Below are 25,820 nucleotides of genomic sequence, written 5' to 3' on the forward strand. Positions count from 1 at the left end.
ATTACACCTCCTCATCTTCTGATAGTTCTATTTCACCTGATAGTAGTTTGGGTAGTAATGCATCTCTCATTTCTTTAAGATTCTCGATTTGATTCCTTAAATTCATAATTTGCTCACTTATCCCTGAACAAATTTCACCATATTTATTAATTAAATCAACTGCACCAACAAATTTAAACCCCATTGCTATACTTGGTTTTATACGTTGTCTACTGCCTGTTGACCCAGTAGCATTATTAACTAAGAACCTATTAAATGCGGTTGACTTGCATAAAAAATAAGTATAAGTTTGTAGATTAATATTTTTACAATCTAATGCTATAAACTCTGGTGAGCAAACATTTAAATAACTTTTATTTAGTTCTGTTAACCATACTCTTTCAAAATTTGGATTCATTTTTGAAAATAACACTGTAAAATCTGTTATTTTTGTTTTATTACTTTTAATAGTATTTACATCCTCTATAACAGGAAACTTTTTAGAATCAAAATTAGGAATGCTAAAATGATTTACTTTTTCCACTTCGGTTTTATTTGGATTAAATGTTTCTTTTATCTGAACAACTAAATCTGACAGTTTTATTATTTCCCATTCTTCAGGAATTTCACCTAATTCACTGTAAACCATCTTTCCACCACTTGATTTATAGGGATTTCCATTCTCATCAGGAAATTCAAATTCAACAAACCATCGTTTGAACAATGTGGATGCTAGTTCTTCAAGATTAGAAATAATTTGATTGTTTAATTCTATTTTTGAGTCAATAGAATCTAAAATGGATAATACTTTTTTTTGAATCGATATTGATGGTAATTCAATCTCAAAATCTAAAATAGATTCTTTTTGAGCACGCTGTCTTCCAGAAGTTCCTGTCATTGACTTAATAGCAACATTTCTTAGTTTATCTGATATGGAAATATAATATAAATATTTTGGGAGTATATAATTCTCATCTGCACGTAATACGAAGTATTCTGTTGAACCAAATGCAATTTCATCTTCATTTAGGATATTAACATACGCAGTTTTACCATTTTCTAAACACGGAGTAATTCGAGCCATCAGAGTATCATTATTTCTAAATTTTGTACCACTATTAAACTCTTTAACCTCATAATATCCAACTTTTCTTGTAAAAGGTATTAACGCATCCATTGGAATTTTCTTTGCTAACTGATTTTTTTTTATAGTTTCCTTGGGATTAAAAAAAATTATATCTTTTAACTTGACTTTTTTATATTTCATATCCAATCCCTCCAAGTGCTTTTCGGATATTCTCTTCTAATTGATGAGAGTGAATAAATTGTTCTGATAACAACGTAGTTAATCGTTCCATCTTTTCTTCAAATGGCTCAGAATCTGCTACCTCATCTTCTAAACCTACATAACGACCAGGAGTCAAAATATAGTCTTGCTCCTTAACAGTTTCCAATGAAGCTGATGAACAAAAACCTGCTACATCATCATATTCTTTGTCGTTGGTTCCCTTCCATGCATGATAAGCATCTGCCACTTTTTTAATATCTTCTTCGCTAAACTCTTTTGTTGTTCTATCAGCCATAAACCCTTCATTTCTGGCATCAATAAATAAAATTTCGCCTCGATGATTGCGTTCATTTTTTTTTGCTTTGGATTTTGTTACAAACCACAAACATGCTGGAATTTGAGTATTATAAAACATTTGACTTGGTAAGGTCACAATACATTCTACTAAATCATTTTCAATTAGATTTTTACGGATTTCAAATTCATCTTTTGTAGACGTTGACATACTTCCATTGGCTAATACAAAACCTGCAGTTCCTTCTGGTGCTAATTTAGACACCATATGTTGAATCCAAGCATAGTTCGCATTATTTTTTGGTGGTATGCCATATTTCCAGCGAGAATCTTCTAGTAGCTTTTCTTGACCCCAGTCACTGATATTAAAGGGAGGATTGGCTAAAATATAGTCCGCTCTCAACCCCTTGTGTAAATCGTTTTGGAATGTATCAGCATTATTGGTGCCGATATTTCCATCAATTCCTCTGATTGCAAGATTCATTTTACAAAGTTGCCATGTTGTTGGATTAAATTCTTGTCCATAAACGGAAATATCACCAATTTTCCCTTGATGATTTTCTACAAACTTTTCTGATTGAATAAACATTCCACCTGCTCCACAACAAGGGTCATAAATACGTCCTGCATAAGGCTCTAGCATTTCAACTAGTAATGAAACTACGGAACGTGGCGTATAAAATTCTCCGCCACCTTTTCCTTCCGCATTTGCAAACTTCCCAAGAAAATACTCATAGGTTCTTCCTAAAGTGTCAGTTTTACGGTTTTCGGAATCCCCTACTTTAATGTTAGTAATTAAATCGACTGTTTCTCCTAAACGAGTTTTGTCCAATTGAGGTCTTGAATAATTTTTAGGTAATACATTGTTTAAAGAAGAATTTTCTTTTTCAATAGCTATCATCGCTTCATCAATCGTTTCGCCAATTTTTGGTGTTTTAGCATCACGATTGATTTTTTCCCATCTTGCTTCAGAAGGTACCCAAAAAATATTATCAGCCAAATATTCATCTTTATCTTCCGGATCCGCATACTCATCTTTAGTTAGTTCTTCATATTTTTCTTCAAAACTGTCTGAAACATATTTTAAAAATATTAATCCTAAAACAACATTTTTATATTCTGAAGCATCCATGCTTCCTCTTAGTTTATCTGCAGCTGCCCACAGTTTATCTTCAATTTTAAGTTCTGCTGATACCATTATTTACTTCCTCCTAATCATTGTCATACTTTACTATTATAACAGTTTTTGAACAGTTTTAGGACAGCAAAAAAACCCATTCAAAATAGAGTGGGTTTATCCGTTTGAAATTTTTGAGACATATGATAATGCAAAGCAATTGCTCGAGAATTCTCCTCTGTATAAACTGAAAAATCATAGTTTTCTTTTATCTCATCCATCAGTGCTTGTAATTTCTCATTATACTGTTTTGGATAATAGTTCCTTTTCCTCAAATGATGGAAATCTTTTTCGATTTCCACGTAAGTACGTTTTGTATTCATTTTTATCCATCATCCTTATTTAACTTAATCAATTATATCTATAAATCTTAATAAATCAACTCTGTAGACTTAGGTCTCTTATAAAAGATACGCAACACCTTTAATTTCATTTGAATAAATTTTAACTAATTTATTTTCATCACCTTTTAAAAATTCCTTTAACAACTGATTGGATATTTTCCTTATATTTTTGAGTGCCTATACAATCATTTAATGATGAATCTAAAGTTAGCAAAATAAAAATAGCGTGTTATTAATTAAAGTTTGAATTAATAATTATAACTCTAACACCTCATGTTAAACTTCCATATCTTTTATTGGACCAGAAAACTATTACTAACCAAACTATAGTTATATGTAATATGGATAAGCAGCTACATAATCTCAAATAAAAAAACATTAGATACTGATAATATCTTAAGATAGCGAGAGATCAAAACGAAAAAATATATTTTTTAAGAAATTAAAATAAAAAACACACCTTCCAAATAGAAGGTGTGTTTTGCTCGAACGATAATCGCAATTAACGTTTTGAGAACTGTGAAGCTTTACGGGCTTTCTTAAGACCTGGTTTTTTACGTTCGACCATACGTGCGTCACGTGTAAGCAAGCCAGCACGTTTAAGCGCTAAACGGAAGTCAGGATCAACTTCTAGCAATGCACGAGCGATACCATGACGGATAGCTCCTGATTGTCCAGCGTATCCTCCGCCGTTTACGTTAACAAATACGTCATATGCGCCTTTTGTTTCAGTAACAGCGAAAGGTTGATTGATTACTTCACGCAAGTCAGCATGTGGAATGTATTCTTCAACATCTTTTTTATTTACAGTAATTTTGCCAGTTCCTGGTACTAGACGTACGCGAGCAACTGCGTTTTTACGACGGCCTGTGCCGATATATTGAACTTGTGCCAATGAAATTCCCTCCTATTAGATTAAGTTTGTGATGTCTAAAACTTCTGGTTGTTGTGCTGCATGTGGATGTTCTGCTCCACCGTATACGTTCAATTTTGTAAATTGTTTGCGGCCTAAAGTGTTTTTAGGAAGCATACCTTTTACAGAAGTTTCGATCAAACGACGAGAATTTTTAGCACGCAATTCGCCAGCAGTGATTGATTTCAATCCTCCTGGGTAGTTGCTGTGACGGTAATAAATTTTGTCAGTCGCTTTTTTACCTGTTAATTTCACTTTGTCTGCATTGATGACGATGACGAAATCGCCAGTATCCAAATGAGGTGTGAAAGTTGGTTTATTTTTACCACGTAGTACAGATGCAACAACTGTTGAAAGACGTCCCAATGGAACATCAGTTGCGTCTACTACATACCATTTACGTTCTACTTCGCCTGGTTTGGCCATATATGTTGTACGCACGTTATTTTCCTCCAATTTAAGTTCTGATGTTTGACATACACTTCGAGTTTCCGGGGCTCTTTGTGGGGCAAACAATACCATTTAACATATTACCCGCTAATCTAGTCAATGTCAACGTTTTTCTGCTTGATTGAAAAATTTATATGAAACTTTACTTCTTTTTCTTTCTTTTATATAAAAGGGTCGTTTCCTGTCAAAATAAAAAACAAAAAGAGGCTGTGACAAAAGTCTTGTCACAACCTCTTATTTTGAATAAACGGTGTTCTCCTGCCAACTCCTCGGTCACAAGTCACAATATCCATAAAACATAAGAAGCTGTTTTTTGAAATTGTTTCTTGTGACTCGGAGCTGAACGGCAGGCTTACGACCTCTTGGTAAACGGTGTTCAATCAGCTGACCCTCGGTATTAGCTCAAAAAACGGCAAAATATGAGGAACTATTTTGACGTTTGTTTCTCTAATACTCAGGTCAAAACGCTGATTTCACAACCTCTTTTTCGGTCAAGTTCAACAACAGTTTTTACGCGTCGATCTCTGGCGCTTTGCCCAAATGAGCTTGGATCATCCAGATACGTTTTTCTGTGGCTGTTTTGAATTCGATAAAGATATCTTGTGTTGGATCGTCGCCTTCTTCTCCAGAAACTTCGATTCCTTTTTGGTAAAGATCTGCTAGATAACGATAGCCTGCAACAAGTGTTTCCAAACGTTCTGGAATAGTACGATCCCAGCGGCCAATTTCATCAGGGATTTTTGTGTTATCTGCAAATTCACGCAATGTAGAATAAGGCGAACCGTCTAATGTGATCAAGCGTTCGGATACTTCATCTAACTGAGCGTTCAAATCATCCATGAACTCATCCATCATTGGGTGCAATGTAAGGAAACCTGGTCCTCTCATGTACCAATGTGTTTGGTGAACAACAACAGACATTTGGCTTAGATCTGCAACTAATTGATTTAATACTTCTTTGGTTTGTTGGAATTTCATCTTTCTTGCCTCCTAACATTTTCTTACACTTAAAATAATAGTAGACTTTCAATGAAAAGTACAACAAAATCATTTACCTGAGAACGATTTTCAGTTCGCTTTTTTATCCGTAAAGCCAATCATTTTTCAGAATCAGCTAATTCTTCTCGCAGTTGAGCAAATTGCTGATAAGTCTGTGCTAAATGCTTTTGTGTCGAAACAAATAATGGATAGATTTTCTGATATTTTTTATGATCAGTTTCTTGTACTCCAACTTGCTCTTTCAATTCTATCAATTCCTGTGCTTCACTGATACTTTGGATCTTTCCGATGCTTCTCCAGCCTAAAATCACAGCTCCTAATGCGGATGCTTCTGTGACAGTAGGGAAAACAAGCGGGTAACCCAGTACATCAGCCATCATCTGACGAAAAATCGGAGATTGAGCAAACCCGCCTGTAGCACGGATCTCTGTGAGCTGATTTTCCTGGCAAACTCCTTTTAAAATCCGATAAAGGTTGAGACAGATCCCTTCTAGAATCGCCTTCATCATTTCTTTTTCTGTATGTTGCCGCTGTAAACCGATAAAACTGCCAAACGCATCTGCGTCCCAAAGCGGTGCTCGCTCACCAAGTAAATAGGGATGAAAAATCAGACCATTGGCACCCGCTGGCACAAAAGCGATAGCCGAAAGCAGTGCATCATATGGATTTTCTCCTTTTTCTTTAGCAGATTGAACGACTTCCTGTAAAAATGTATGCCCTGCCCAATCAAAGATGCCAGCACCATTGCTAGTCGCTCCTCCCACTATCCAATGTTTCTGATCCAGAACATAACAAAACGTCTCCATTTCTGGATGGAACTGAGGCTGAGTAGTAATAAAACGAAGTGCTCCGCTCGTTCCTACGGTCAAAGCGGCGATCGTATCACCAAAAGCACCTAACCCTAGATTAGAAAGCGGCCCGTCTGCCCCTCCCAAAACAAATGATATATCATTTGGCAAACCTAGTTCTGCTGCTGTTTTTGATGGTAGACCTGTTACTTGATAGGTGGAAGGAAAGACTTGCGGCAATTGCTCTATTCGAATGTTCAAGTAGTCAAGCACTTCTTCTGCCCATTGGAATTCATGGATATCAAAATATCCAGTTCCTGAAGCTGTTCCGTAGTCGCTGATCAGTTCGCCAAACAATCTATAAAAGATATAGTCTTTGATACCGACAAAATAAGCAGTTTTTTTGAATAATTCAGGTTGGCTGTTTTGCAGCCACTTGATTTTGTTCAATGGTGTCATTGGATGAATCGGCGTCCCAGTCTGCCGATAAAATTTTTTGCCAAGCACGGTATATTTCAGTTTTTCTGCTTCGTCCGCTGCTCGGTTATCTGCCCAAGTGATCATTCGAGATAACGGTGTTTTCTCTTCATCCAACAATATCAGGCCATGCATCGCAGAGGAGAAGGAGACAAATTGAATGATTGTGTCTGAAGGCAACTGTTTAATTACTTCTTTTATAACGGTGCAGACACCTTGAAAGATCAATTCCTGATCTTGTTCTGCCATCCCTTGTGTTTCTTGGATCAAAGGGTAGCGAAAATAAGCGGATGCTACTTCTTGGGCTTCATCTGTGAAAGCAACTGCTTTGGTTTGTGTGGTTCCGATATCTAATCCGATTGAAACGTTCATTTTTTCACCTCAAATTTTATGTATGTACAAAAATTTAGTTTAAGCTTGCGTATCTTGGTTTTGAAAAGGGGGAGATGGCGTGTTACTTTATTTTATCATTGGTTGCTGTATCGGATCATTTTTATGTTTAACCGCCCAGCGGATTCCGTTAGGTCACTCTATTATTTATCCTAGATCTCATTGTGTCAAATGCTGTCGTTCGCTTTCTTGGTATGAATTGATTCCGATTCTCTCGATCATCGTCCAACGATTTCGCTGCCGCTATTGCAGGTGTCGGTTGCCCTTCTACTATTTGTTGGCAGAAGCCTTATGTGGTGGTCTTTTTGTCTGGTTCTTTACTTTTTCTTCTGCAAGAAATTATTCGACGTTCATATGGATGCTTTCGGCTTTGCTATTTTCGTTGATGGATTTATTTTACTTCATGGTCCATTCTCACACGCTATTCTGTTCTTGGGCAATTTTATGGATTTTTTGGTTGCAAGGCCGGCGTCTTCCAATGGCAAAGTGTGCTGTTAACGTTTATCGTAGGCGGTGTGTGCCTTCGCTATGGTCAATCCTATCTCGGAGCTGGTGATACTCTGTTGATGCTTTCTTGGAGTGGTGGCTTGTCTCTGGAAGAGTTGCTTCAGATCTTGTTTCTTGCTAGTCTGTTTGGAATATCCGTTTTTTCTGTTTACTTTATCTGTCATAAAAAAAAGATGGAAAAACTGCCTTTCATTCCTTTTTTGAGCAGTGCGTTGCTGATCGTCCTTCATCTTAGGTATTGAAAAAAGGTTGTGACAAACGACTTGTCACAACCTCTGATATACGGTGTTACATAAGTAGCTTTTTCGGCTTCTTATTTCTTGACGCCCCAATGTCGACGAAGGAAACCTGCACGTCCAGAACCTTCTCGATAAAGATTGTAATGGAGCTTGTTTTTCTTGTAATAATCCTGATGGTAATCTTCTGCAGGATAAAATTCGCTTCTTGGTTCGATTTTTGTCACGATTGGCTTATCGAATCGCCCGCTGTCTTGCAATGCTTGTTTTGAACGCTCTGCAATATTTCGTTCTTCTTCATCATTATAGTAGATCACTGGACGATAAGAATCACCGCGATCAGCGAACTGTCCTAATGCGTCAGTCGGATCGGTTTGCTGCCAATAGATTTCCACCAACTGATCATAAGAAATAACTTCTGGATCATATTCGATCTCTACTGCTTCTGTATGCCCTGTTGTGCCTGTTGTTACTTGTTCATAAGTTGGATTTGGTACATGCCCGCCAGTATAACCGGATGTCACAGAAATGATCCCTGGCTGCTCTTCAAATGGTTTGACCATACACCAAAAGCATCCGCCTGCGAAAACTGCTTTTTTTGTCATATAAAATCCCCCTTTTTTCTCATCATACCTTGATTTCCAAAAGGAGGATAACGTTTTGCTTGTGACAGAAAAAACGGAAACTATTATATACGTGATACGGCTTCTGATAAATGCCAAAACGAACGTACTTGATCAAAAACGGTTAAATCAGGAATCACATATTCAGCAGAAGGAAGATTTATGTTTTCACCTATTCCCAATACATGCATGTTACCAGCCAAAGCTGCTTGACAGCCAGCTTCTGAATCTTCAATGACCAAGCATGCATTTGGCGGTACATTCAATTGCTGTGCTCCTTTGAGAAAAACTTCTGGATCAGGTTTTGCTTTTGATACTTGCGTACCGTCAATAAGGACATCAAAATAACTTGTCAAATTCGTTTTTTCTAAAATAAGGCATGCATTTTTGCTTGCTGATCCCAATCCGATCTTGATGTTTGTGTTTTTCAAGTACTCCAAAACAGCTATTGCACCAGGCAAAACGGATGTTTCATCCATTTTTTGAATCGCTTGAAGATATAGATTGTTTTTTTGCTCAGCAAAGGCTGATTTCTCTTTTTCTGAGAATTTCTGTTCCATTTTTCCAAATGACAGCAATCGCTCTAGTGACTCGGTTCTGGATATTCCTTTCAGTTGCTCGTTTTCTTTCTCAGTGAATGGAATGGACAGCTGGTTAGCTAAAACCAGCCACGCTTCGTAATGATAACGAGCTGTGTCTACAAGAACGCCATCTAAATCGAATAGTGCTGCTTTGATTTTCATCGATTACCTCCTTGAAAATGAACGACTTGAAGTAAAGATGCGATGTTTTTAGCTGTGCGATGAAGATTATCAGTGGCTTGCTGTAAAGCTTCTTGTAAAGGCACAGCTGCAGGAAGGATCGGAAAAACGGCCGAAATGCCAACATCTGCTGCTTTTTCGCTTCCTTTACCAACACTTCCGCAAATAGCTATCACAGGAACGCCCTCTGGTACTCTTCTAGCAATCCCAACTGGCGCTTTTCCTTTTAGACTTTGTCCATCTAGACGTCCTTCGCCTACGATTACGAGGTCTGCTTGCTGTACCCGTTTATCGAACTCCAGTAAATCCAATACGTAGTCGATGCCAGAGACTATTTTCCCTGAAGCAAATGCTAACAGTCCTGCACCCATTCCACCACCAGCACCACTGCCCGATGCCTCGATTACTTGAGGGGCAAATCTCATATAAAAATCATGCATGGCTTGGTCAGCCACTGCTAATTCATTTTCTTTCAAGCCTTTTTGTGGTCCGAAAACAAAAGAAGCGCCTTCTTTTCCGCATAAAAGATTAGTAACATCAGTAATGACAGTGATTTTGGCTTTAATCAGCTCAATAGGCACGTTCGTTTTATCAACTGTAGCAATTTTACCTAGATTTTCTCCCAGTGCTTCTACTTTTTGATTATCTTGATCGTAAAAAGCATAACCTAGACCTTCTGCCATGCCGATGCCGCCATCGTTGGTACTACTTCCGCCAACGCCGATGATGATGTGTCGAACACCTTGTTGCAACAATTGTCGTATCAGTTCTCCTACTCCTCGCGTGGATAACCTAAGTGGCTGTCGTTGGTTTAGTGGGACATCTTTCAATCCGACGATTTCTGCCATTTCAAAAATCGCAGTTTGACCGTCTGAAGCGTACTGGATTTCTTTGTTTTTGCCAAATGCATTAGTAACGACTGCTGTTTGCCGCTTCAACCTTAAACTGTCTGCTAATGATGAAACCGTTCCTTCTCCTCCATCGCCTATAGGTAGCAGATCATATTCAGCCTGAACAAAAACTTCTTGAAAACCTGATTGAATGGCTTGTGCTGCCTCTAAGGCTGTCAGACTTTCTTTGAAAGAATCTGGCGCAATCAGAATACGCATTATTTTCCCCTCCGTTCCAAGATCAGTTCTTTTTCCAGCTGGTATTGGTCTCCATTGACAAAAATAGGTAATGTTTCTTTCGTCTCTTTTTTTATTACTATTTGTTTTTTTGTCAAAACAAATAGCAACCTGTGATTTTTCCAAATAAAAGGAAAAGAAATTTTTTCCCATGCTGAAGGAAGTCTTGGAGAAATAGAAAGAGTTCCATTCGTTACTGTAATACCTGAAAAACCAAATATAACTGCTAGCCATAGTGCTCCTAATGAAGCAGCATGAATTCCGTCATCTGATGAATGCGGATCTGGTCCTAAATCAATCAGGCACGCTTCTTGGAATAAATGATACGCCCATTCCATTTCTTGGATACGGCAAGCCTCTATGGCGTGAATCGCTTTACTCAACGATGAGTCGTGGATCGTTTTGTTTTCATAGTAATGCAAATTCTTAGAAACGATTGGTTGAGAAAAATACTCAGGTAATAAGTATAACAGCATGACAAGATCTGCTTGCTTGCTGACTTGGAGTTCATTTACTTCGCTACGGGCATAATCAAGTAAAATAGACTGGCTGCCAGGACGTTCTTTGTAAGTGGTCAAATCAATAACTGGCTTACTGAGATACGTGTCATCTTGCGGAATCAGCTGTTCTTTGTTAGGCACTGGCAAATATAACTTATCTAAAAAATTTTGACATTCTTTCAAAAAAAGCGGATCGCCAGCTTGATATTTAACAGCTAAGGCCACATTATAATGCGCCAGATAGTTCGTATATGCATTATTGTCGATATATTCTGTGTATTCATCTGGACCAATGACTCTGTGTATCTCTAAATGATCATCGACTTTTACAGCTCTGCTCAGCCAAAAAGCTGCTGTTTCATGAATGAGCGTTTTTCCCTTTGTTTCTAAAAACAATTGATCCTCTGTTGCTTGGACATACTCTTGAACGGCATAAGCAAGGTCTGCACTGATATGGTGTTCTGCGGCAGCTGAAGCAACTTCTTGTCTTGTTCCGGTTTTGATATTCAATGCAGCAAATTTGGGTGTCTCTTCCTGACCAGTGTGTGCGCTTTCCCATGGGAAAAGTGCACCTTGATAGTGATAATCTCTTGCTTTTTGCCGAGCGCCTTCTAATCGATCATAACGGTACAGCAGCAAATTCTTTGCTACTTCAGGAAACTGATATAAAAAGAAAGGCAGGATAAAAATTTCCGTATCCCAGAAAACATGCCCTTTATAACCTTCGCCAGTTAGTCCCTTCGCCCCTACACTAACACTTGGATCATTGCGGGGAGTCATAATCTGTAAATGGTAAGCAGCGAAGTCCATCGCTAACTGATCGAAAGAAGAATCGCCTTGGATCGTTATCCGATGCTGATGCCAAAAATCTGTCCAATAAGACATCGACTGCTCTAAAATTTCTGTATAACTAACGCTTTTCTGGGCTTGGGCAATACTTTTCTTAAATGGGTCTGTTTGCTGAAGAGAGGTAGAGAGCACGATGATCTTCTCCAGCGTAAAGGACGTATTTTTTCTGATCTTTTCTGAAAAGGAAGCGGTGATCCGGCGATTTTTTGCTTGGAATACACCTGCTTTATTGAATTTAGCTGCAATCCCAATATCAATTTTACTTTCTGTTGTCTGGTAGGATGCACTGATCAAATCGTCACCAAATACTCGCAGTTCTTTTTCAACCAACTGCTGTGTACCAAAATTGGTTTGCTGTCCATCGATACCCGTTTTCACATCTACTTGGCAGTCTTCGGTCAACGGCTTGATGACCACTTTCAGGGCTGCCTGATGGAGATTATTTTGATCAGCAACACGACAAGTAATGACTTCCACTTTTTTTCCTTGAGCAGTTTCAATGAGCGCATAGCGTTTAAGCTCTCCCATTTCTAAATCTAGTGCCCGCTCGTATGCAAGAACTTTCATCGTCTCAAGAGAAAAATGTTCACCGTCGATTTTTATTTCCCATCTGATGACATCTGGAAGATTCACTAACTCGGCTGATTCTGCTCCTAAAGGTCGGTTATATACACCAGCTGCAAACATTCCCCTTACTTGATTCCGATAGTCTTCCTCCTGGCTTCCTCTGATACCAAAAAATCCATTTCCAATGGTCATCTGACTCGCATACTTATTGATATACTCTAAATCAAATTGTTTTTCTTCTACTTTCATAAGGTAATAACTTCTCCTGTTTCTGCCGAACGATATAAATTTTCCACCAGATTCTGGATGACATATCCTTGCCAGCCATCTGCAATCATCTGAGCCTGGTCACCGAGCGCCCTATTCACAAAATGAGCCATACTTTGTTCATGTGGGTCATTAACTGGCGTGGTCTTTTGTAAGGAAACCAGCTTTCCATCTACATCTTCGAATAGTTCGCCTGGATACAGATTAGCACCTGCCTGATCGCCACAAAAAGCCACATTCAGTTTGTCTTCTCTGATATTCAAAGCAAACGAAGTATTCAGTTGGATGATCTTGCCGTTTTCTAATTCCAGTGTGCCAAAAATTGCATCTTCTACTGTGAATTTGCTTGGATCCCATTTCCCGAATTTCCCTGAATTTTTTTTCGTACCAATTTTTTGGAAGCTGTACGCCCGAACGCTTTTTACTTTAGGAAATCCAGTAATATACATCGCTGTATCAAGCATGTGAATGCCATAATCGATCAAAGGCCCGCCTCCTTGAAGTTCTTTGTCGATAAACGTTCCCCAGCCTGGAACACCAGACCGACGAAGCGCATTCGCTTCTACGTAATAAATATCCCCGAGAACATCAAGATGATTCTTGATCATTGTTGCTTCGTCAGAAAAACGATGCTGGAATCCATAAGCCAAAATCTGCCCGTTTTTATCGGCTGTCTCTGCCATCTTTCTTGCTTGATCAGCTGTCATAGCTGGTGGTTTCTCGCACATCACTGAAGCATTAGCTTCGAGGGCAGCCAATACATGTTCGAAGTGAAAGCGATTGGGTGTACAGACACTCACGATATCGGGAGAAATCTCATTCAGCATTTGTGTAACTGATGTATACGCATGAGAAAATCCTGTACGTCGGCAAAAGTCTTCTGCTCGCTGGCTGACTGGATCAACCACAGCGGCCAATTCTAAGACATCTGATCTTTTTTGATAATAAGCAGCATGTACTTTTTCTGCTACTTGTCCAGCGCCTATGATTGCTACTTTCTTCATTTATTTCTCCCTCCTTTGCTTATTTACTTATTGTTTTTCTTTCTCTATTCTTTCTCTAAATCATTTAAATGACGCGCTGTTTCCAGACAGTTTTTCAAGTATTGCAATGATTCCTGATAAATTTTCACTTCATTTTCTCCTCGCAAACGACATTCATATACCATATAACCTTCATACTCATTTTGAAGTAGCGTTTGAAAATGGCGAGTAAAATCAATTGCGCCAGATCCTGGTTGGTAGCGATGATTATCTGCTAAATGGATATGACCCACATACTCTTTTTGCGTAGTCAATGCTTTTGAAATATCATCTTCTTCAATATTCATATGATAAAAATCAGCGATGATCTGCACATGTTTCAATTGATTAGAGTCAATGTAATGACGCGCATCCGCTAACAAATTGATCATATGGTCTTGGTATCGGTTCAAAGGCTCCAAATAAATAACCGTACCTGTTTCTTCGGCTACTTTATCTAAATAACGAAGTGATTCGCTGACTGCTTTATAGTCTCCTTCTTTGCTTCGGGGTGAAACCATCGGCGGTAATCGATAAGTGAACATTCCCCAAGCTGCTGGGATAACGATTCCTTTGCCTCCAACCTCGCTTAGTGCACGCAAAATCTCAGCAATTTGACGTACACCATTAAGACGCCGTTCTTCGATAAAGTCACCGATCCACCCATCGTAGCCGTTACAAGCTGTCACTACTGGGATCCCTGTTTCTTTGATTGCCTGTTTGACTGTGTCGATATTTTCTATTAACAACTTACCGTCGATTTCGTATTCTTCAAATCCACAGTCTTTGATAAATCTAAATTTTTCTAAAATGTCTCTTGGGAAAAATGCTTGATCTTGCGTACCGAATTTCATTGTTCTCCTCCTCGGACTTGAACGCCCATTTTGATACTTTCTTCTGGGTGCTGGTCTACATAACGCATGTAAGCTTCTGCGCTTTCTGCAAATGGCACAACTGGATCAATGATTTCTTCACAATCCAAGTAACCGTTCATCAATAATTCCCAACATGTGTCCTCGATTCGTTTACGGTTCCATCTTGGGTAATCTGGGTTTGGTTCACTAGATGCTCGAGCAAAGACGATTTTTGCATTATTGAAATGTGCTTCGCGACCAAGATTAAACCCAGCTGGAAAAGGTTTAGCAAAGGCAACATAAGAAATGATCCCGCCATAGCCGATCCCTCTTAAAGAAGCTTGTAATGCGGCAGCACTGCCACTCGTTTCAATAACTGAATCTACTCCACGTTTATCTGTCAATTCCTTTAGACGAAAACCGACATCTGCTTTCATAGGATCTAGCGTGTAATCGGCACCGTATTTTTCTGCTAATTCTCTACGCTGCGCTATGGGATCGATCCCAACGATGGTAGTAGCACCTGCTTTTTTAGCTAATTGAATCGCAATTTGCCCGATAGCGCCTAAACCGAAGATTGCTACAGCATCACCTGCTCGAACATGTGCTTCCCGGATACCACCTAAAGCGAATTGAGCAGGATCGTAACATACTGCATTTTTCCATTGATCCAACCGATCAAGTTTACGTAGTTTATAATTATCAACACCGTTTGTAATCAGCGTTTCACGAATGGGTCCATAAGTGCAGACTAACTCTCCTTTTTGATACTCTGTCACCAAACTGCCCGTTTCTTCGATCGTACCGACAATCATATTTCCTAATTGAAATTCGCCAAATACCACACCGCGTTGGCTTCCTTCTTCTCTTGGCAAGAATAGGCGCCATTCTTCCGAAAATTCTTCATCGATAAATGGACTTAATCCTCTAAAGTCGACAATTTCTGTTCCTGGTTTTGGAGTAGCGAAAATTACTCGGATACGTACTTCGTTCTTTTCGATCTCACGGTCTTCGTAATCTTTGAATCCGGCTATTCTTGGTTCTAATGCAACTAATTTTTTCATCTTTTCTTTCCTCTTTCTTTTCTTTTTATCCTTTTACGCCGCCTTCGACTAAATCACCTTTAATAAATCGTTCAGATAACGCATACATAATGATGACTGGTAAAGCGGTCACCAATGAAGCGGCCATCATTCGTCCCCAAATGTAGTCTGGTGTACTGAATAATGTGTTCAAACCGATTGGTAAAGTAAATTTTTCGGAGGTCGACAGGAAAATCGAAGCAAATAAATAATCATTCCACGAAACCATAAAGCAATAAACGAAGACAGAAATGATTCCAGAAATAGCCAATGGTATAATGATCCGAATAATAATCTGGATCCGGCTAAGACCATCGATCATTGCTGCTTCTTCAATATCAGTCGGAATCGCGTCAAAATAACTTTTTAGCATGAATATCGCAGTAGGAAGTGTTTGAACGACCATCGTGATAATCAGTGCTGTATTGGTATCATACAAACCTAGACCGGAAATGATTTTAAATAATGGAACAACGATCAAAATACCGGAAAACATATAAACGGTGTAAAAGCTAGCATTGATTTTCGAGCGAGCTTTGAAGCGTAGTTTTGACAAAGCGTATGCCCCGCTGATCCCAATCACTACTGCAGTTACGGAGGCTATCAAGGAGATCACTAAACTATTTTTGAAATACATGATGAATGGAAAAATCTCAGCATTGAAAATATCCTGATAATGTTCAAAAGTCCATTCTTTCGGAAAAATAGTTTGTGTCGTTGCAATTGCTTCTTGTGAATCCTTGAATGATGTCATCAGCATAATCAAAAATGGAAACAAATTGACAGCTAATAGCAACAAAATCGTCGCGTAAAATAAGATTTTCCTGCTCTTTTTATTTTTCATTTCAAGTCCACCTTCTTTCGTGAGAGCAAGACGACCGCTGCAATAATGATGAACAATAGAATCGATATAGCTGCTGCTTTTCCAAGATCATTGAACGCAAAGGCTGTCTGATACAAATAAACGCCTAAGATATTGACTTTATTCGTCAGTAGATAGACATCTGTAAACATATAGAACATCCAGATAGATCGTAAAACAATCACAGTTGCTAGTACTGGTTTGATTGCCGGCAGTGTCACGATCTTGAACTTCTGCCAAGCATTTGCACCGTCCATTTCAGCTGCTTCATAAAGCGTTTTGTCGACTGTTTGCAAAATAGCCAAAAATGAAATAAACGCATACGGATAGTATCTCCAGATCGCAAACAAAACGACCATAAAGAAGCTAGCAACTGGCTGGTCGAACCACAGCGGTGCTTCGTTGAAAAGCTGCAACCTATCTACTAACAGATCATTGACGATTCCATAACTATTATTGAACATATATTTCCAAGCAAAAATCAAAGAAATAGATGGCGTAACATAACTTAATAAAATCAGTGAACGCACCGTTTTCCTAAATCTGAACTTGCGGTTAAGCAAAATAGCTACGGCTAATCCTAAAGCTGTACTGCCTGCTACAACTAAGAATGTGTAAGCAACTGTTAAACCTAAAGAACGATAAAATTCACTATCACTTAAAATTTCAAGATAATTGCTTAATCCGATAAAAACGGCGTCTAAGTTAGGATTCAGCGGCATATCTAAAAAACTGATCTGAATATTGGAAAGCATTGGAATCAGCACTAAAACAGCTAATAAAAGCATGCTTGGTGCTAAAAGTCCCATGGCTAATTTTAAGTCAGAATGTTTCCTTGGACGATTCATTGAAACCTCCCCCTGATAATCTGCCAATAGCTATCTACTTTTTTCGAACACCATTGGCAGAACTTCTTGTTATTTCGTATTTTTTTGTGCGTCAGCTAAAGCTTGATCGACATCTTCGTTTCCGACAGTTACTTGGTTCACTGCTTTTCCGATCACACCTGAGCTTTTGATATCTCCCATTTTCGTGAAATTCTTTTCCCCGACTAGTCCAAAGACTTGTACTTCATCAAAAGCACTAGCAATCTCAGATGGCAGCTCGCCAAAAGACTTGATGACTTCATTTTCTTTGTAACCATCCAGTTCGACTACTTGTTTATTCACTGGTTGAGCACCACCAGGAGACATCAAGACCCACTTTTCCATGTTTTTCGGTTGAGATAAGAAAGCTGTGAATGCTTCAGCAGCCTCTTTTTGTTTCTCGTCTAGACCAGAAGAAATCGTCAATCCAGATACTGTGCCATAGACAGCTTGATCTTTTTGTGTTGGGATAGCAAAACCGATATTTTCTGAGTTCCCCGCTTCATAAACAGAAGGCAAAATGTAAGTTGAATAGATTGCCATTGGTGCTGTTCCATTCATGAAAGCATCTTTGATTTCTGTCACATCATTAGAGCCTGGCATCGTGTATTGGGATAAGTTTTGATAAAACGACAATGCTTCTCTCATCTTTTCCGTATCGATCGTTACCTCGCCTTCATCATCCAAAACATTTGCTCCATTTGACAAAGCAAATTGAGAGAACGCTTGCTCACTCATTGTTCCTTCAGCAGTAGGCATAGCAATTCCATATTGTTTATTCTCTTTATCTGTGAAATGTTGAGCAATTTTTAAAATATCATCCCAATTTTCTGGTTCTGAAAAACCAGCTTCTGATAATTTTTCTTTGTCATACCAAATACCTTGAACCCAGCCGCTAATTGGTGCAGCAATATAGCTTTTTCCATCTTCTGAACGAACAAGGTTTTTGGCTCCGTCATAATAATTATCTTCTCCAGCTTCCTCGATAACGTTTTGGACTGCCGTCTGATCGATCAGTTCATCTTTATCCATCACTTTAGCAAAATCCTGACTGACTTCCATTACTTCTGGTAATTTACCGGAACGAGCTAACGTAACGATTTTCGTATTGAACGCTGATTCTTCTACCGGCACTTGCTTGATTTTGATGTCTGGATTTTCTTTTTCAAAATCAGCAACCAGTTCATTGATCACACTTAATCGTTCCTGTTCGACAGAAGAGTGCATGAATTGAATCGTTGTCTGTTGTGATTCGTTAGAGCTTTGACTTTCACCACAAGCAGTAAGAAGAAATCCAGTAGCTAGCAGACAGGTAGTAACAATAATTTTTTTCATTTTTTTCCACCTCTTATTTTATTATTTTCAGCCACATATATTCATACGGCTGGAATATCAACTTTCGCTCTTGACTGCAATGGATAATTTGTCCAGAAAACAGGTCTAGGTAATCTCCTTTTGGTAAAAGATAACCTGCTGATTGATTGGAAAAATTATGGATAACTAAGACTTTCTCTTCCTTCGCTTCGCGAATAAAACTGATAAAAGAATCTGCTGAGTCCAGTAAGTAAATCAAACTATTCGGATGGAAGGCTTTTTCTTTTTTTCGAATAGATAGCATCTGGGTCAATTCACCATATACTGCTGTTCTTAATGGATCTGTCTGCAACTCTTTCTCAATATCAGCTAACAAAAATTTTTGCCGATTGATTTTTCGATTCTCTCCTGTTTTTTCTACGCCTTTGTAATCATTTCGACTTCCCAGCACACTTTGAATATAAATTGCCGGCACGCCTGGTAAAGTTACCAAAAATGAATGAGCTGCTAAAAAGCGTTTGCTTCTCCATTCCGTCGTATCTGTTGGATAACTTAACGCATCTAGATACGTAGCGTTTATCTCATATGGACTGGTCGTTCCATCTGGGTTTTTCTTGTAGTTTACTCGGGCACCCTCTTTCTTCAGCTGTTCCACTAATTCAAGGATCGTTTTTTCCGGCAGAATACCTCGTACCGGATTCAATCCGATACCGTCATGGGAGGCTAAAAAATTAAAAAAGGTCGTTTTTTCCGATGTAAAATTGATTGTTTCTAACCATTCTTTCAACTTACTTGTATTTCCCGAGCGTATCGCGTGAAGAGTCAAAGGTGGCAGTGAAAACTGATAGACCATCTGTGCTTCATTCCTGCCATCGCCAAAATAACTAATATTATCTTTGTGTGGCACATTTGTCTCGGTGATCAATACCGTTCCTGGAGCTGCTTCATCAACGATTGCACGGAATAACTGAATAATCTTATGCGTTTCTGGCAAGTGTATACAAGAAGTTCCTAGTTCTTTCCATAAAAACCCCACAGCATCCAAACGAATAAATGAAGCGCCTTTTTCTAGGTAAAACAAAAGAATATCGATCATTTTCAATAAAACTTCTGGGTTTTTAAAATTCAAATCTACTTGATCTTCGCTAAAAGTCGTCCATACATGTTTTTCTTTCCCGTTTTTGTCGATGAAAGTTGTAAGTAGTGGACTAGTCCTTGGTCTAGTCACGCTGCTTGTATCTGTATCCAGTGGCAAATCAATAAAAAAATCTTTGTACGTATCATTCAAGTTTAAATATTCCTGAAACCAAGTACTTTCGGCAGACATATGATTGCAGACAAAGTCGAACATTAACCGTGTTTCGCTTCTCATTTCTTCTATATCTTCCCATGTGCCCAAACGGTCGTTGATTGCCTGATAATTTACAACGGAGAAACCATCATCAGATGTATATGGGAAAAATGGCAAGAAATGTACAACTCTAAATGTATCTGCCAAATACTTTTGATAAAATTTCTTAAATGTACGCAAAGTTGGTTGCTGCTCTTCAAAAAATTGATCCCCATAAGTAATCAAGAAAATATCTTCTTCGTCCCAATGCAGTTTGCCTGCCTGGCCTTTCTTCTGCTGATAATCACTGACTTTTTGTTCAATCATAGAGGCGGTTTTCTCAGCCAAATCTGAGTCGCGATAAATCGCTTGTAAAAGTTTTGTATACATCGGATTCCCCTTTCTTTTTTGGGAGCGTTCCCAACGATTTGATCATATTATGGAAAACGCTTACTGTCAATAGCATTTTTTTAAATAATTTTGATATACAAAAAAATACAAATAAGAAAGCTTATGTATCAATAGTTAATAGCTTCTTAAAAAAATATGGTCTCTCATGATCATGCAAGCTATTCCTAAATTTTCAAAATCATAGACAAAAAAGAATGTCTATTGTACTATGGAATTATTCTAAAACGTTCCCAAAAAGGAGGTGCATATAAAATTGAAACCTACTATTTATGACATTGCGAACAAAGCCAATGTCTCCAAATCAACTGTCTCCAGAGTATTAAATAACCAGCCAAATATCTCTGATAAAGCAAAAGCAAGTGTACTTCAAGCAATCAAAGAATTGAATTATGAACCGAGCAAAATTGCAAGAGGACTGTCAGGAAATGGTTTTGACGCGATTCTAGCATTATCTCATCGTACTTCTCATACGACCTATGGCAATCCTTTTTTTTCAGATGTTATTCAATCCATTTCTGCCGTTTCTGAACAAAATAACTTCGACTTGATTCTACAAACGGCAAAAACACCAGAAGAAGAGCTAGAAAAATGCGCGAAAAAGATCCAAGAAAAAATGATTCGAGGAATTATTATTTTAAGCTCTACGATGGATGAAACACTTCTTTTTGAATTGGATCAATACAATATTCCTATTGTGGTAATCGGAAAAGTCGGAAACGACTACACGAACATCTACTCAGTGGACACGGATAATTTCCAGGATAGTTACGATTTGGTGGAAACACTGATCAAGAATGGACACCGTCATATCGGCTGTCTCCATGCTCCGACAGAAGTTTATGTATCCAATGATCGTCTCAATGGTTACCGTCAATGCTTATTTGATCATCACCTAGATATCCGTAATGAATGGATCATAGACGGCGGCTTTCGCTTAGAAGACAGCATGGCAGCAATGAATGATTTAATGAAGCTGCGAGAAAGACCAACTGCGATTTTTTCTACCGATGCATTAAAATCATTGAGTATTTACAAAGTGGCAGAACAAACTGGAAAGCAGATACCTGATGATCTTTCGATCGCAGGATTCAGTGATCCCTTATTGTCCTCCCTATTTTCGCCACAGCTGACTCGGATAGACATTCCAACAAATCAGTTAGGAATCAAAGCCACAGAACTTTTATTCCAATTGATCCATCACCAATACCCAGAAGAAAAAAGAATCATTCTTTCAACCGAAATTACTCTCACAGATTCGATCCAACAACAAGAAATATAGGGCAGATTTATAAAAGAACAGAAACACTGAGGATAAGTCAGTTACTCTGTTCTTTTTTCAATCACTCACCCCCTATTACCCCCTCCCGGTATTTTAGCGGATTTTTCTTTATTTTCCATCTGTTTTAGATAGCTGTGGATAACTATAATGTTTGTGTTAAACTATTTTTTCCACAGGGAAGAAAAAACTATTTTTAACCACGTTGTGTATAAGTTTTTATAGTTCATTTTTTTAAACTCATTTACCCTTATTTCAATCCATGTTATTTGGGGATACTTATCTCTAAAACATAAATAGAATAACAGACATGTCTACTGGTTTTGTTTTATTCGAGGAATTATTCAATAATAGCTAGCAAAATATTAAAAATAACCGCTCTATCTTCCCATGAATTTATTTTGCATTCAAAAAATGATCTATCTTTACTTTTGTTGATTGACTTCTCTTGGAAGATGATCGTTCCGATACCTTAATGGGATACGAATCGATGTTGTTAAGATCCTTTCCCACTTTTCTTCTAGTTAGACAAATTATTTTAGACAAACCAAAAAAGAGGTTGTGACAATAATTTGTCACAACCTCTTTTGTAAAATATCTATTTTGTTTGATTGTTCATTGCGTCTTCTGCAGCCATTTGTGCTTCAATATCTGAAATACTGTAGACATTTTCGCTTGCTACACCGACTTCTTTTGGTTCCATGTCACGGTAACGTTGCATACCAGTACCAGCTGGGATGATCTTACCGATGATAACATTTTCTTTCAAACCAAGAAGAGGATCTTTCTTACCGCGGATCGCAGCATCCGTCAAGACACGAGTTGTTTCTTGGAATGATGCAGCAGATAAGAAACTATTTGTTTCTAATGATGCTTTTGTAATACCTAGCAAGACTGGTCGAGAAGTTGCAGGAACGCCTCCTGAGACTAGCGTATTGTAGTTTTGATCTTTAAAGTCTGCGATGTCTAATAATGTACCTGGTAAGATATCTGTATCACCTGGATCCATTACACGAACTTTACGCAGCATTTGACGAACCATTACTTCGATATGCTTGTCGCCGATTTCTACCCCTTGCATACGGTAAACACGTTGTACTTCACGAAGCAAGTAGTTTTCAACAGATAATACATCGCGAACTTGCAACAATTGTTTTGGATCGATTGATCCTTCTGTCAATGGCGCACCACGGTGGATCATATCGCCTTCTGCTACTTTCATACGTGCTGTATAAGGAACAGTATACGTACGTGTATCTGTTTTTCCTTTGATTGTTACTTCTTTGGTACGTGTTGCAGGATCTTCTGAGATATCGATGACATCCCCTGTTACTTCTGTGATCACTGCTTGCCCTTTCGGATTACGTGCTTCAAAGATTTCTTGGACACGAGGAAGACCTTGAGTGATATCGTCTCCGGCAACCCCACCCGTATGGAATGTACGCATCGTCAACTGAGTACCAGGTTCACCGATTGATTGAGCGGCGATCGTACCAACTGCTTCGCCGACTTCAACGTCAGAGCCAGTTGCAAGGTTGCGTCCGTAACAATGTTTGCAGACACCATGTTTTGTATTACATGTGAAGACAGAACGGATTGTCACTGTTTCGACACCTGCATCAACGATTTGTTTTGCAATGTCTTCGGAAATCAATTGGTTTCCTGCAATGATCAATTCATTTGTTTCAGGATGACGTACTTCTTTACGAGTGTAACGTCCCACTAAACGATCTTCTAATGATTCGATGATTTCATTTCCTTCACGGATTGCTTGGATTTCAAGACCTCGGTCAGTACCGCAATCTTCTTCACGGATGATTACATCTTGGGCCACGTCAACCAGACGACGAGTCAAGTAACCTGAATCGGCAGTCTTCAAGGCTGTATCGGTCATCCCTTTACGAGCCCCGTGAGTTGAGATAAACATTTCCAAGACGGATAGTCCTTCACGGAAGTTCGAAATGATTGGCAATTCCATGATTCGACCATTAGGAGCGGCCATCAAACCACGCATTCCGGCAAGCTGTGTAAAGTTGGAAATGTTCCCACGAGCTCCAGAATCAGACATCATGAAGATTGGGTTTTTCGCTTCCAAACCTTCCATCAGTTTTTGTTGGATGCTGTCTTTTGCAGCGTTCCAAACAGCAATGACACGTTCATAACGTTCGTCATCTGTAATCAGACCACGACGGAATTGTTTTGTAATAGTTTCAACTTGTTTATGGGCATTTTCAATGATTTCTTGTTTTTCATTCAGTACACTGATGTCAGCGATCCCTACTGTGATACCGGCATGTGTTGAATGTTTATACCCTAAGTCTTTCATACGGTCAAGCATCTTAGAAGTTTCTGTTACTTTGAATCGTTTGAAGACTTCTGCGATGATGTTCCCTAAGTTTTTCTTCTTGAACGGTAATACTAATTCTTGCTCTTTGATATGTGCAGGAATATCCGTACCAGCTTCAACAAAGTATTTGTCCGGTGTTTGGACGGTCAAGTTGAAGTCTGTTGGTTCATTCAGATAAGGGAATTCAGGAGGCATGATCTCGTTGAAGATGATCTTACCAACTGTTGTGATCATCGTACGTTCTTTTTGCCATTCAGTAAATGGTTTTTCACCTAATGAGTTAGGGTTCACACCGATACGTGAATGTAAATGAACGTATCCGTTGCGCCATGCGATAACAGCTTCGTTTTGATCTCTGAAGACCATTCCTTCGCCTTCGCGTCCTTCTTCTTCCATTGTCAAGTAGTAGTTACCTAGAACCATATCTTGAGAAGGAGTAACAACTGGTTTACCATCTTTAGGGTTCAAGATGTTTTGAGCAGCTAACATCAACATACGTGCTTCTGCTTGTGCTTCTTCATTCAATGGCACGTGGACAGCCATTTGGTCTCCATCGAAATCGGCATTATAAGCTTCACATACAAGTGGATGCAAACGGATTGCGCGTCCTTGTACTAAAACTGGTTCGAATGCTTGGATACCAAGTCGGTGAAGCGTAGGTGCCCGGTTCAGCAATACTGGGTGTTCCTTGATTACGTCTTCTAAGACATCCCATACTTCGTCTTCTTGACGTTCGATTTTACGTTTCGCATTTTTGATGTTTGAAGCTAGTTCGCGTTGAACAAGCTCACGCATCACGAATGGTTTGAATAATTCGATAGCCATTTCTTTTGGAAGTCCACATTGGTACATCTTCAAGAAAGGTCCAACAACGATAACGGAACGACCGGAGTAGTCGACACGTTTACCTAGCAAGTTTTGACGGAAACGACCTTGTTTCCCTTTCAACATATGAGAAAGAGATTTCAATGGGCGGTTACCTGGTCCAGTAACTGGACGTCCGCGACGACCGTTATCGATCAATGCATCTACTGCTTCTTGCAGCATACGTTTTTCATTTTGAACGATGATTCCAGGTGCATTCAAGTCTAACAAACGTTTCAAACGGTTATTACGGTTGATTACACGACGGTAAAGATCATTCAAGTCACTTGTTGCAAAACGTCCACCTTCTAATTGAACCATTGGGCGTAAATCTGGTGGAATAACAGGGATAACGTCCATAACCATCCAGCTTGGTTGATTTCCTGAAGCGCGGAATGCTTCTAAAATATCCAAACGGCGGATTGCACGTGTACGTTTTTGTCCTTGTGCAGATTTCAATTCTTCTTTCAATTCGGCTGCTTCTGCATCTAGATCAACATTATCAAGTAATTGTTTGATCGCTTCTGCACCCATAGCAGCTTGGAATTCTTGTCCATATTGTTCACGTTTTTCGCGATATTCGCGTTCTGTCAACAATTGTTTTTTCTCTAAATTCGTATTTCCTGGTTCGATGACTACATATGAAGCAAAATAAATGATTTCTTCCAAAGCGCGTGGGCTCATGTCTAATACAAGACCCATACGTGAAGGAATCCCTTTAAAGTACCAGATATGTGAAACAGGAGCTGCTAATTCAATATGTCCCATGCGTTCACGGCGAACTTTCGAACGAGTAACTTCCACTCCGCATCGATCACAAACGATTCCTTTATAACGGATACGTTTGTATTTTCCGCAGGCACATTCCCAGTCTTTTGTAGGACCAAAAATCCGCTCACAGAACAACCCTTCGCGTTCAGGTTTTAAGGTACGATAGTTAATCGTCTCAGGTTTTTTTACTTCACCGTAAGACCAGCTTCTGATTTTTTCGGGAGAAGCCAAACCTATTTGCATACTTTCGAATTTATTTACATCGATCAAAAGGGGTTCCCTCCA

20 protein-coding genes and 1 pseudogene are annotated in these 25,820 nt (G+C 38.8%); 2 read left to right on the top strand and 19 right to left on the bottom strand.

Going from position 1 to position 25,820, the window contains the following annotated elements; genetic code table 11:
* Position 1: 1 nt before the first annotated feature.
* The 7 genes from IGL15_RS13540 to IGL15_RS13570 form a co-directional block, all read right to left on the bottom strand.
* A complete protein-coding gene (locus tag IGL15_RS13540; protein WP_438767976.1) occupies positions 2–1,246 on the bottom strand; it encodes a restriction endonuclease subunit S in 1,245 nt (414 codons plus the stop codon).
* Complete coding sequence (locus IGL15_RS13545; protein WP_104765188.1) at positions 1,236–2,759, bottom strand: type I restriction-modification system subunit M; 1,524 nt, start codon at positions 2,757–2,759, stop codon at positions 1,236–1,238. Before IGL15_RS13545 ends, IGL15_RS13540 begins: the two co-directional genes overlap by 11 nt.
* A gap of 80 nt (positions 2,760–2,839) precedes the next feature.
* A complete protein-coding gene (locus tag IGL15_RS13550) occupies positions 2,840–3,061 on the bottom strand; it encodes a hypothetical protein (protein ID WP_104765189.1) in 222 nt (73 codons plus the stop codon).
* 523 nt (positions 3,062–3,584) lie between these two features.
* Positions 3,585–3,977: a 30S ribosomal protein S9 gene (gene rpsI / locus IGL15_RS13555; protein WP_002287505.1), complete on the bottom strand. Its 393-nt coding sequence runs from the start codon at positions 3,975–3,977 to the stop codon at positions 3,585–3,587.
* A 15-nt stretch (positions 3,978–3,992) separates the two neighbouring features.
* Positions 3,993–4,421, bottom strand: a complete 429-nt coding sequence (rplM, locus tag IGL15_RS13560; protein WP_002323724.1) for a 50S ribosomal protein L13 — start codon at positions 4,419–4,421, stop codon at positions 3,993–3,995.
* A 534-nt stretch (positions 4,422–4,955) separates the two neighbouring features.
* Positions 4,956–5,423, bottom strand: coding sequence for a Dps family protein (locus tag IGL15_RS13565; protein ID WP_002297290.1), 468 nt, complete (start codon positions 5,421–5,423; stop codon positions 4,956–4,958).
* A gap of 119 nt (positions 5,424–5,542) precedes the next feature.
* A complete protein-coding gene (locus IGL15_RS13570) occupies positions 5,543–7,081 on the bottom strand; it encodes a gluconokinase (protein ID WP_104765190.1) in 1,539 nt (512 codons plus the stop codon).
* Positions 7,082–7,160: 79 nt separating this feature from the next.
* Between IGL15_RS13570 and IGL15_RS13575 the strand changes: the two are divergent.
* Positions 7,161–7,848, top strand: a pseudogene (locus IGL15_RS13575) (prepilin peptidase).
* Between the two features lie 71 nt (positions 7,849–7,919).
* Here IGL15_RS13575 and msrA read toward each other — a convergent pair.
* The 11 genes from msrA to IGL15_RS13630 form a co-directional block, all read right to left on the bottom strand.
* Complete coding sequence (gene msrA, locus IGL15_RS13580; protein ID WP_002288119.1) at positions 7,920–8,447, bottom strand: peptide-methionine (S)-S-oxide reductase MsrA; 528 nt, start codon at positions 8,445–8,447, stop codon at positions 7,920–7,922.
* Between the two features lie 83 nt (positions 8,448–8,530).
* Positions 8,531–9,208, bottom strand: coding sequence for a beta-phosphoglucomutase (gene pgmB / locus IGL15_RS13585; protein WP_002331266.1), 678 nt, complete (start codon positions 9,206–9,208; stop codon positions 8,531–8,533).
* The gene (locus IGL15_RS13590; RefSeq protein WP_010723554.1) at positions 9,205–10,335 is read right to left on the bottom strand and encodes a glycerate kinase; all 1,131 of its coding nucleotides are present in this window, start codon (positions 10,333–10,335) and stop codon (positions 9,205–9,207) included. Before IGL15_RS13590 ends, pgmB begins: the two co-directional genes overlap by 4 nt.
* On the bottom strand, positions 10,335–12,518 hold the full coding sequence (locus IGL15_RS13595; protein WP_104765191.1) for a glycoside hydrolase family 65 protein: 2,184 nt from the start codon (positions 12,516–12,518) through the stop codon (positions 10,335–10,337). The genes IGL15_RS13590 and IGL15_RS13595 overlap by 1 nt, the downstream gene beginning before the upstream one ends.
* Positions 12,515–13,540 (bottom strand): Gfo/Idh/MocA family protein, encoded by a 1,026-nt coding sequence (locus IGL15_RS13600; RefSeq protein ID WP_002332235.1) that lies wholly within the window; start codon positions 13,538–13,540, stop codon positions 12,515–12,517. Before IGL15_RS13600 ends, IGL15_RS13595 begins: the two co-directional genes overlap by 4 nt.
* A 44-nt stretch (positions 13,541–13,584) precedes the next feature.
* A complete protein-coding gene (locus IGL15_RS13605; RefSeq protein WP_002288129.1) occupies positions 13,585–14,412 on the bottom strand; it encodes a sugar phosphate isomerase/epimerase family protein in 828 nt (275 codons plus the stop codon).
* On the bottom strand, positions 14,409–15,476 hold the full coding sequence (locus IGL15_RS13610) for a zinc-dependent alcohol dehydrogenase (RefSeq protein ID WP_002288131.1): 1,068 nt from the start codon (positions 15,474–15,476) through the stop codon (positions 14,409–14,411). The genes IGL15_RS13605 and IGL15_RS13610 overlap by 4 nt, the downstream gene beginning before the upstream one ends.
* A gap of 25 nt (positions 15,477–15,501) precedes the next feature.
* Positions 15,502–16,338: a carbohydrate ABC transporter permease gene (locus tag IGL15_RS13615; RefSeq protein WP_104765192.1), complete on the bottom strand. Its 837-nt coding sequence runs from the start codon at positions 16,336–16,338 to the stop codon at positions 15,502–15,504.
* Positions 16,335–17,204, bottom strand: a complete 870-nt coding sequence (locus IGL15_RS13620; RefSeq protein ID WP_104765193.1) for a carbohydrate ABC transporter permease — start codon at positions 17,202–17,204, stop codon at positions 16,335–16,337. Before IGL15_RS13620 ends, IGL15_RS13615 begins: the two co-directional genes overlap by 4 nt.
* 69 nt (positions 17,205–17,273) lie before the next feature.
* Entirely contained in the window at positions 17,274–18,557 is a 1,284-nt protein-coding gene (locus IGL15_RS13625; protein WP_104765194.1) for an ABC transporter substrate-binding protein, read from the bottom strand.
* A gap of 13 nt (positions 18,558–18,570) precedes the next feature.
* Positions 18,571–20,256 (bottom strand): alpha-amylase family glycosyl hydrolase, encoded by a 1,686-nt coding sequence (locus IGL15_RS13630; RefSeq protein WP_104765195.1) that lies wholly within the window; start codon positions 20,254–20,256, stop codon positions 18,571–18,573.
* 274 nt (positions 20,257–20,530) lie between these two features.
* On the opposite strand from IGL15_RS13630, the gene IGL15_RS13635 reads away from it, so the two are divergent.
* Positions 20,531–21,556 carry a LacI family DNA-binding transcriptional regulator gene (locus IGL15_RS13635; RefSeq protein ID WP_010727380.1) on the top strand — a complete coding sequence of 342 codons (1,026 nt, stop codon included), beginning with the start codon at positions 20,531–20,533 and terminating at the stop codon, positions 21,554–21,556.
* 595 nt (positions 21,557–22,151) lie between these two features.
* Here the strand turns inward: IGL15_RS13635 and rpoC are convergent.
* Positions 22,152–25,805 carry a DNA-directed RNA polymerase subunit beta' gene (gene rpoC / locus IGL15_RS13640; RefSeq protein ID WP_002295965.1) on the bottom strand — a complete coding sequence of 1,218 codons (3,654 nt, stop codon included), beginning with the start codon at positions 25,803–25,805 and terminating at the stop codon, positions 22,152–22,154.
* Between the last annotated feature and the right edge of the window lie 15 nt (positions 25,806–25,820).

It is taken from the genome of Enterococcus sp. DIV0436a (assembly GCF_051711605.1).
Classification (GTDB): Bacteria; Bacillota; Bacilli; order Lactobacillales; family Enterococcaceae; genus Enterococcus_B; species Enterococcus_B faecium.

Bases quoted from the DNA above. Each gene is read 5' to 3' on its own strand.
- IGL15_RS13620 (WP_104765193.1), bottom strand. From the start codon at position 17,204: ATGAATCGTCCAAGGAAACATTCTGACTTAAAATTAGCCATGGGACTT.
- IGL15_RS13565 (WP_002297290.1), bottom strand. From the start codon at position 5,423: ATGAAATTCCAACAAACCAAAGAAGTATTAAATCAATTAGTTGCAGAT.
- IGL15_RS13625 (WP_104765194.1), bottom strand. From the start codon at position 18,557: ATGAAAAAAATTATTGTTACTACCTGTCTGCTAGCTACTGGATTTCTT.
- IGL15_RS13630 (WP_104765195.1), bottom strand. From the start codon at position 20,256: ATGTATACAAAACTTTTACAAGCGATTTATCGCGACTCAGATTTGGCT.
- IGL15_RS13600 (WP_002332235.1), bottom strand. From the start codon at position 13,540: ATGAAGAAAGTAGCAATCATAGGCGCTGGACAAGTAGCAGAAAAAGTA.
- msrA (WP_002288119.1), bottom strand. From the start codon at position 8,447: ATGACAAAAAAAGCAGTTTTCGCAGGCGGATGCTTTTGGTGTATGGTC.
- IGL15_RS13595 (WP_104765191.1), bottom strand. From the start codon at position 12,518: ATGAAAGTAGAAGAAAAACAATTTGATTTAGAGTATATCAATAAGTAT.
- pgmB (WP_002331266.1), bottom strand. From the start codon at position 9,208: ATGAAAATCAAAGCAGCACTATTCGATTTAGATGGCGTTCTTGTAGAC.
- rplM (WP_002323724.1), bottom strand. From the start codon at position 4,421: ATGGCCAAACCAGGCGAAGTAGAACGTAAATGGTATGTAGTAGACGCA.
- IGL15_RS13605 (WP_002288129.1), bottom strand. From the start codon at position 14,412: ATGAAATTCGGTACGCAAGATCAAGCATTTTTCCCAAGAGACATTTTA.
- IGL15_RS13610 (WP_002288131.1), bottom strand. From the start codon at position 15,476: ATGAAAAAATTAGTTGCATTAGAACCAAGAATAGCCGGATTCAAAGAT.
- IGL15_RS13550 (WP_104765189.1), bottom strand. From the start codon at position 3,061: ATGAATACAAAACGTACTTACGTGGAAATCGAAAAAGATTTCCATCAT.
- IGL15_RS13615 (WP_104765192.1), bottom strand. From the start codon at position 16,338: ATGAAAAATAAAAAGAGCAGGAAAATCTTATTTTACGCGACGATTTTG.
- IGL15_RS13570 (WP_104765190.1), bottom strand. From the start codon at position 7,081: ATGAACGTTTCAATCGGATTAGATATCGGAACCACACAAACCAAAGCA.
- IGL15_RS13590 (WP_010723554.1), bottom strand. From the start codon at position 10,335: ATGCGTATTCTGATTGCGCCAGATTCTTTCAAAGAAAGTCTGACAGCC.
- IGL15_RS13545 (WP_104765188.1), bottom strand. From the start codon at position 2,759: ATGGTATCAGCAGAACTTAAAATTGAAGATAAACTGTGGGCAGCTGCA.
- IGL15_RS13540 (WP_438767976.1), bottom strand. From the start codon at position 1,246: ATGAAATATAAAAAAGTCAAGTTAAAAGATATAATTTTTTTTAATCCC.